We start from the raw sequence: 7,324 nt of genomic DNA on the forward strand, positions 1-7,324 counted from the left end.
ATACCATGGGCGTGCCGAAGTAGAGGGTCTGGGGATCGACCTGATAGTCGAGGGTATCGCGCAGATCATCGTTCAGACGCAGCACCTCATCGGCATGTCGGGGCTTGCGGGCACGGTACTTCTCCGAGAGCGGGGCCCAGGGCTCCCCTTCCGGGCTCTCTTGGGCATCCCAACGATCCCGGTGCGACAGCTGCAGCCCTTCCCCTATATCTGCCAGCGGTTCGCTCAGGTCACCGGTTTTCTGATAGAGCTTGGCCAGCAGCTCAAAGGCATCGGCCACCCCGTGGTGGCTGATGGCGATAAAGCTACCGGCCATCAGAACTCATCCTCAAAGGTGGTCATATAGTGCAGCGCTTCCTCATCTGCGTTAACCATCGCGGCCTCCCAGAGATCCCCCATCAGGTCAGCTTCTTCACCACGGGCTTGCTCACACAAAACATCCAGCGCCTTGGCTTGCGCCAGGGTAAAGGGACCATCCTGTGCCAGCAGGGCGCTGGCTTGTTCCAGCAAGGTCATCATGTCGCTCCTTTATTTTTTGCTCTCCGGGGCCGCTAGCGGCCGCCCTTGGTAGTGGCAGCCGTAGCTTTGGCCAACATGGCTTCCACTCTCTTGGCCAGTTCGGGAAAGTGCTCCAGCATGGATTCCCTCGCCAGCACCCAGGCGGCAAACGCCTCGGCAGCCATCTCTTTGCTATTGGTTCCGGCATATTCGGTAATCAGGCCGATGCCGGTGAGATTGGGCTCCCCGGCCCAGAAGTGAACCTGATGGCCGAGCTCATGCAACCAGGTCGAGATCCGCTGGGCCGATTCCCCCAGTTTATCGCCTACATTGGCCGACACACTCCAATGACGGCGCAAAGTTTCACCACTGGCGCCTCTTGGCATTAATTGGCGCGGGCCGCGATTAGCGTGGGCATCAGCCAACACATCGGCAGCCGCCGCTTGCACCGCCTGCATATCCACCGTCTTTAAAGTATCGCCCCCCTTTACCTTGATAACCAGATGATCCCAGCTGGTTGCGGTAAAGCCGTTGACCCTGCTGGCCCGGCGCGAATAGTAAAAAGAGCGCACCAGATAGGGATCTTTGCCCAGGTAATCAGCAATAGCCGGGGCAACCTTGAGCCCGGCCACTCCCTTCCCCATCTCGGTCTGCTTGATAAACAGGGTTTTGACCGGATGCGCTTTGAGGAACGTCGCCAACGGTTCGCGTTGGGGGGCTGGCAACTTGGCCAGCAGATCACTCAACCCCTGAGCGGTGACACCTTTAACGCTGGAGAAGGCGCTCTCCACTATCCGTTCTGGCAGCCGTTCGGCCAACGCAGGCTTGGCCGCTTCTCGCTTGGCCACTGCTTTGGTCAGCTCTGCCGGAGTCTGGGGGCGATAATCAAAACCGGGGTCGATGCCTTTGGGGATTTTGTGCAACTCCCCGGTGGCCTTGTCCACCCACTCATATTCGCCATCGTCCGGGGCCTTGCCGACCACCAAGCCGCGCCGCTTGAGGTCAGCCTCGGAGAGCAGGAACTTCTTGCACTTGCAGCCATAGCCATTGCTCGGGCTGTGCGTCTCCCACCAGGGGTGATCCACCGGCAGCACCAGATTGTTCCACTTGAGGTGCAACTCCCTGGGGTGCTCGGAGTCCCCATGACGATAGAGCGCATAGGGACGCTTGTGCTTGATACGCTGGATCTGCTCTTCACGCCCGGCGTTATAACTCTGGCGCAGGTTGGTCTCGAAGATGACGCGGGAGCGCCAGGACGCCGGGCCGGTATGCTCCCAACCGTGGCGAGCCACAATCTCCTTGAACGCCTTCTGAAAAGCTCCGATGGATTGCCCTTCACTGATCGCCTTGTCTACCGCTCCGCGCAGGTCAGCCAGCAGATCGGTCTTGGTGGCCCCCGCCACCATAAAGGCGCGGTTATGGGCATCGCGCCACACATCAGCCCAGCGTTCGCTCGGCATATCGAGCTTCTGGCGAAAGAAGGCGATCGCCTCGGCAAAGGGCAAGGAGCCATATCTGACTGGTGAAGAGCGAACGGGCATCAGCGCCCCTCCTCCATCTCAAGCATGCCGAGCAGCTCGCTGGCGGCGATGGCTTGTGCCATCAGTGCCCCCAATTCGTCATGGCTGAGCTCAGGTTCCAGTGCCAGCAAGCCATCCCGGATCTCTTCCAGGTTAGTGGCCTGCATCACCAGCGCCTGGACAGCATCGGTCATCCCCGCCAGCAGAGGGGTCGCCTCGGCCTGCAGCCGGGCCAACTGGGCATCGTTGTTATCTCCCTGCGCTGCTTTATTTGCGGCCAAGGTCGCCAGTCCCTGACGGGGCAGCCGAGCCTTGAGCTCCACCTCCCCTGTTGCCCCCCGATTATCCTGAATGACCAATACCTCTTCCTGAGCGGTGGGCACCGGGATCTGCAACTTGTCATAGACCCACTGGGTCGGGATCTTCATGCCAATAGAGACCAGAGTGCGCAGCGGCCCTGCCAGTTGCTGCATATCCTCCGGCTCGGTCACATCAAACTCCAGCCGGGGGCTACGGCGCGGCCCCTGATAGCTCTTACCGTTCAGGGCATAGAGGGGATAGACCAGATCGCGGGTCAGGGTGGCGGCCAGCTGCCGGAGATCTGCATCCCGTACCTCCTGACGCACCTCGTTATGGACATTACCCAGAGCATTGGTCGAGCTCTTGCCGTCGGCCTGCGAGGTCAAGGTGCCCCCCAGAATGGCCTTGCTCATGGAGCGCTCGCACCACTCCATCATCACCACAAAGGGATCGGCCTGACCGCTAGCGGCATTCTGGAACTCAATCTCCATCCCACGCGGGATAATGCCCCCGACGTTATGACCGATGGAGAGCACCGCCTGCAGCAGGGTGGCCTTCTCTTTCTCGGTCGCCCCCTCCGGGTATTTGCCAAGGCGCACCGGCAGGCCGTAGATCTCCAGAAACTCGGCAAGATCCCGCACGCTGTAGTTCTTGAACAGAAACGGCCAGATCAGGGTACGGACAAGGCCGGTGCGGGCCAGATACCCCGATTTGGACTTGGCCTTGTGCAGCAGCCAGCCAAACGGGTTGAGGGCAACCCCTTCATGGCTGTTATCCCGCAGCCGCAGCTGGTTGCGATCATCCGGGTGGGTCTGAAACCAGGCGGGATCGCGCCAGATGATGCCCTTGGGAAGCTGCAACCCCTCCACTAGCTCCCAGCCGCAAAACTCCTGGGCACAAAAACCCTTGAGCACCGCATCTGTGGCGTCAAAGATGGCATCATCAAACCAGGTAAAATCCTCAATCAGCTCGCGGATCATCTCGCTGTCACGCTTCTCCGCCGGGGTAGCGTTGCGGGGCGGTTCGATTGTCCAGCTAACCCCCAACAGCGCGCGGCGACGTTTGCCGAGTTCACTCTGCAGGTGGGCGTCTTTCTCCTCCATGTCTTCGGCCAGTTCGCACTGGGCGATCAGGTTGCCCTGTTCTGCCTCCTTCAATGCGGTTGCCGCCCTGCTCGGCGTGAGCCCCACCGTGGGGTGTTCACTGTAGTGACGGCGCAACTGGGCAAGCGCCGCCGAGTTCTCGGTCTGCGGCTCTTTTTCAAGCCGCAGGGGATTGCCGTTGATATCGATGATCCTGCCCATTACCAGGCCCCTCTCTCGAACGAATGATGGTTATCGCCCCTTGCTTCATCGCGCTTGTTGGGCAGCGGGGTGAACTCGATAGCGCCCCCCTCCATCCAACTGGCCCGCACCGCCATGGCCAGCGCCACCGCAAAGTCACCGTGGCGCTGTTGGCCCCCTTGGCCTGTGTTCTTGCCCTTGTCGATCTTGGGGATGCCATTGATGACCTGGATTTTCCCTAGGTCATCCTGCACGTCTGCATGGCGCGGAATGGTCAGGTTGCCATCCTCAAATTCTGCCTTGAGCTTGGGCATCCACTCCCGATACCAGGGGTCATTGAGCATTACGCACTCGATCATCCCGGCCCCCCAGCGCAAGCGGGCCGCCTCTGCCAGATAGCCGCCGTTACCGGTGGCATCGAAGGCCGCCGCCGTGAAACGGTGCAACCCCTGCAGCAGGTAGAACAGGATCTGGCGCTGACTCTCATAGGGGGCATTGACCAGCTCCACCACAAAGGGCACTCGTTTGCGCAAGTTGGTGGAGATAGAGAGTGGTACGAAAACCGACAAGTCCCCTTTGCGGGCGAAATCTTCCCCCAGCACATGGCGGCAACTGCGATCGAGCGCTTCCAGACAGGGCTTGAGGTTCTCCTCGCACCAGATATCCACTACCGCCTTGCGGGTCTCCTCGCTCGAGAGCTCAAAGTCTTTGGGGGCGGTAAAGCGCAAGATGGGGATATCCGGTTGCATCGCCCGCTCGATCAGGGTGCGCTTGATATAGACGCCGCTGCTCTGCTTGGGTACGCAGAAATACTCCTCCAGGGCATCCTCTTCGGTGGCCGTGGCCTTGAGCAGCCCCGCCTTCCAGGCGTCCTCTGCGTCCTGTGTCCAAAGGCCGCCCTTGACCTGGCAGATCCGGCGATAGAGCCCCTGGCGGCAAGCATCGTCCAGGCTGATGGTATGGATGGAATACTCTTTGCGGCCCGCTCGGCTGTCGTTTATCAGCTGGTTAAACAGGTTATCGACGCCGTTATGGGTACTGATCAAGCGCACCTTGGCGCCCCACATGGTCAGCGCCATGGCGGCTTTCAACACCTCGGCCAGCCTGTCGTGGAATGCGGCCTCGTCGATGGTCACATTGCCCTGCATCCCCCGCAGGTTGGAGGGGTTGCTGGAGAGCGCCTGCACCTTGAAACCAGAGGCGAAATAGACCACGAAGGTAAGGATCGCCTTATCCTCATCGTCGGTGAACACCTCCTCCTGGATCTCACCGGCCGCCTTGTTGTACGCCTTGGCCCACATCGCCACTGCATCGATAAACTCGCGGGCCATCTCCTTGTTACTGCCAACATAGAAGTGGTGGCAGCCTCCGGCCGTCTTGGTCTTGGAGGCCGTCAGGGCTGCATCAGCAGCCTCTGCCCAGGTGATACCGGTACGGCGGCTCTTCTCGGCGATCTTGAGCGGGCTCTCATCGGCAATCCAGATGCGCTGGTACGGCAGCAACACCTCGTCGGGGTTGTATTCGGTACCCAGGGTCTGGGCTAACTGTTGGGCGATAGGGGTCTGAGCAATGGCGGTCATCAGGCAATCCCCAGGATTTCGCGGCGTATCTCGGCGGCGGCCTCACCGCTCAACCCCGCCTGAGTCACGATGGCTTCGGTCTTGGCTGCGATCTCTTCGGCAAATGCCTGGCGGATCTCCTTCTCCCGCTTATGACTCTGCATCGCGGTCGATTCGAGCCGCTGGGCTGCCAGCATGGCGTTTTTCAGCATGTCGATATCCACCGCTTCCTCCGGGTTCTGCACCTGAGCCAGCATCGCCTTGAACAGCTGGGAACGGCCCAGCTCCAGAATAAGCTTGGTGGTCTCCCCCATCGGCTTGTCACCAAGCTGGGAGGTTAAGGCAGCCGTGGTTTCACGCAAATCCCGCAGGTGCTGGCCGACCTGTTCAACCTGGCTGGCATGACGGCTTAACCCGGAGCGGGAGAGCTTGAGATCATCGGGCAATCCCGCCTCCTCGATCAGGCCGTTGATCTCATCCAGGATGGCGGCCTGACTGTTGCCCTTATCCCGCAACATCTCGTTGAGCGCGTTGCGGATGGACTCAGGCAGCAGCCACACCTTGCTGGCGCGGCCTCGGGTCGGTTTATCGGCCATGGTCAATCCTCCGCCCTGGGCTTCTTGACGCCGGGCACCGTTGCCCGGCCCTCCGCCGCATCCTGGCCACGACCGGTCAGGTGAGCCACCTGCACCGTGGCCAGTCGCTCGATGCGTACCAGCCCCTGCTCTTCCAGCCAGGCCAGCAGGGTCTTCACCCGATCCCGCGTCACCCGGCCGGTACCCAGCTGGTCGAGGCAGTCATTGAGGATTGACTCGTTGGCGGCACCACCGATATCCAGCAGGGAGCGCAGGATCACCAGCCGCTGCTGGGCGTCCAATATTTGTTGAATGCTCATGGCTTCTCCTTCTGTACAGCGGCGAGCTCATTTTCCAACAGCAGATCGGCAAGGCGGCGGGCTTGGCGCAGCTCCGGCTTCACCTCCCGCAACTCCCCCCGCAGCTCGCTGATCTCCAGCTGCAGCTTGTGCAGCTCACGCTCACTCGGCAGATCAGCCAGTACCTGCTCCACCCGCTGGACTCTCTGCACCAGGGCAGTGAGGTCTTCGCGCTTGGCGTAGGTTTTGGAGAGCAAGATGATGACCACCAGACCCACCAGGCTGGCCAACGCATAGAGCGGGCCCCAATTCTTAACGATGAAATCCCACACGGGTCGCCTCCTTGCGCTCATACAGGGTCTGGCACTCGATACAGCGCTCGGCACCAGGCTCGGCTGCAAGACGGGAGATCGGGATGGCTTCGTCACAATCGCAGCAGATACCATCGCCGTGTGGCCTTGCCCTGTTCTGGTGGGCTTCGATAATGCGCCCAGTCCGATCGGCATCGGCCAGCTGGGCGCGGTCTATATGGTCTGTCACATGACCTCTCCCGGAGCCCATCCCATTAGGCTATTTCACTTGCCATTTTGGCCCTGGGCAGTGCTCGAAAGCCTCACGTACTGCATGTACGCTGCGGTTTCTGCGCGCTGTCCGAGACCAAACTGGCTGCGCCAATAACGCCTACTGGAACAGGCTCGAACAGTGTTTTAACGGACGGTATGAGTCGCCTTGATGCGGCCCCAGATGGCGAGCAGGCCACCCACCGCACTGGCCAGATCCACCAGGGTGGATGCCAAGCTGGCTTGGGTACCCGCATCGACCGGCACACCGAACAGGCCCGCAATACCGGCCCCCACGGCAATCACACCACCGATCACGGTGCGGCTTTTGAAGGCAGACTTCGCTTGAGGTAACAGGGAATCAGGCATGATGGACTTCCTTCTTTTGGGGTTGAAATAACGGAGGTTGGGAATGACGGGCACGGGCCCGCAGGCGATCCAGTTCGGTCACCGAACGCCACCCTTTCTCGAACAGGGATTGACGGGTCTGGTGGTGGCTATAGAGCGGGATCGCCTGCGGGTCAGCGATCTGATAGGTCAAGGCAGCCTTGAGATGGGCTTTGCGCCCATCCTTGAAGCAAGCGAGATAGCGGGGGTTCTTGAGCTCAGGGATGCCAAAGTAGCCCGCAGCCTGGATCGCAGCCGCCGCCTTCTGTTGCTTGATGGTCAGCACGCTCATGCCACCACCTCGCCAACCACGTCGGAAAGGAGGTAGCTCTGCAAACGCAGC

General features: G+C 60.8%; 11 protein-coding genes. All 11 read right to left on the reverse strand.

Annotated features, from left to right (window positions below; genetic code table 11):
- Positions 1 to 316, reverse strand: a 316-nt coding sequence (locus AB5Y92_RS00945) for a phage virion morphogenesis protein (RefSeq protein ID WP_368225184.1), incomplete at its 3' end; no start/stop codon positions are given.
- Positions 316 to 519, reverse strand: a complete 204-nt coding sequence (locus AB5Y92_RS00950) for a hypothetical protein (RefSeq protein WP_368225186.1) — start codon at positions 517 to 519, stop codon at positions 316 to 318. The genes AB5Y92_RS00945 and AB5Y92_RS00950, both read right to left, overlap by 1 nt.
- A gap of 32 nt (positions 520 to 551) precedes the next feature.
- Positions 552 to 2,039, reverse strand: coding sequence for a phage minor head protein (locus AB5Y92_RS00955; protein ID WP_368225188.1), 1,488 nt, complete (start codon positions 2,037 to 2,039; stop codon positions 552 to 554).
- Positions 2,039 to 3,622 carry a DUF935 domain-containing protein gene (locus AB5Y92_RS00960; protein WP_368225190.1) on the reverse strand — a complete coding sequence of 528 codons (1,584 nt, stop codon included), beginning with the start codon at positions 3,620 to 3,622 and terminating at the stop codon, positions 2,039 to 2,041. Before AB5Y92_RS00960 ends, AB5Y92_RS00955 begins: the two co-directional genes overlap by 1 nt.
- Positions 3,622 to 5,181, reverse strand: coding sequence for a terminase family protein (locus tag AB5Y92_RS00965; protein ID WP_368225192.1), 1,560 nt, complete (start codon positions 5,179 to 5,181; stop codon positions 3,622 to 3,624). Before AB5Y92_RS00965 ends, AB5Y92_RS00960 begins: the two co-directional genes overlap by 1 nt.
- Positions 5,181 to 5,756, reverse strand: coding sequence for a DUF3486 family protein (locus AB5Y92_RS00970; protein WP_005353368.1), 576 nt, complete (start codon positions 5,754 to 5,756; stop codon positions 5,181 to 5,183). Before AB5Y92_RS00970 ends, AB5Y92_RS00965 begins: the two co-directional genes overlap by 1 nt.
- A 2-nt stretch (positions 5,757 to 5,758) precedes the next feature.
- Positions 5,759 to 6,055: a hypothetical protein gene (locus AB5Y92_RS00975; RefSeq protein WP_005345917.1), complete on the reverse strand. Its 297-nt coding sequence runs from the start codon at positions 6,053 to 6,055 to the stop codon at positions 5,759 to 5,761.
- Entirely contained in the window at positions 6,052 to 6,366 is a 315-nt protein-coding gene (locus AB5Y92_RS00980; protein ID WP_005345918.1) for a DUF2730 family protein, read from the reverse strand. Before AB5Y92_RS00980 ends, AB5Y92_RS00975 begins: the two co-directional genes overlap by 4 nt.
- Entirely contained in the window at positions 6,347 to 6,574 is a 228-nt protein-coding gene (locus AB5Y92_RS00985; protein ID WP_368225193.1) for a TraR/DksA C4-type zinc finger protein, read from the reverse strand. The genes AB5Y92_RS00980 and AB5Y92_RS00985 overlap by 20 nt, the downstream gene beginning before the upstream one ends.
- A 167-nt stretch (positions 6,575 to 6,741) precedes the next feature.
- Positions 6,742 to 6,963, reverse strand: a complete 222-nt coding sequence (locus AB5Y92_RS00990) for a hypothetical protein (RefSeq protein ID WP_005353373.1) — start codon at positions 6,961 to 6,963, stop codon at positions 6,742 to 6,744.
- Positions 6,956 to 7,324, reverse strand: a 369-nt coding sequence (locus tag AB5Y92_RS00995) for a hypothetical protein (RefSeq protein ID WP_368225195.1), incomplete at its 5' end; no start/stop codon positions are given. The genes AB5Y92_RS00990 and AB5Y92_RS00995, both read right to left, overlap by 8 nt.

The organism is Aeromonas sp. R1-1 (genome assembly GCF_040908495.1).
GTDB classification, from domain to species: Bacteria; Pseudomonadota; Gammaproteobacteria; order Enterobacterales; family Aeromonadaceae; genus Aeromonas; species Aeromonas veronii.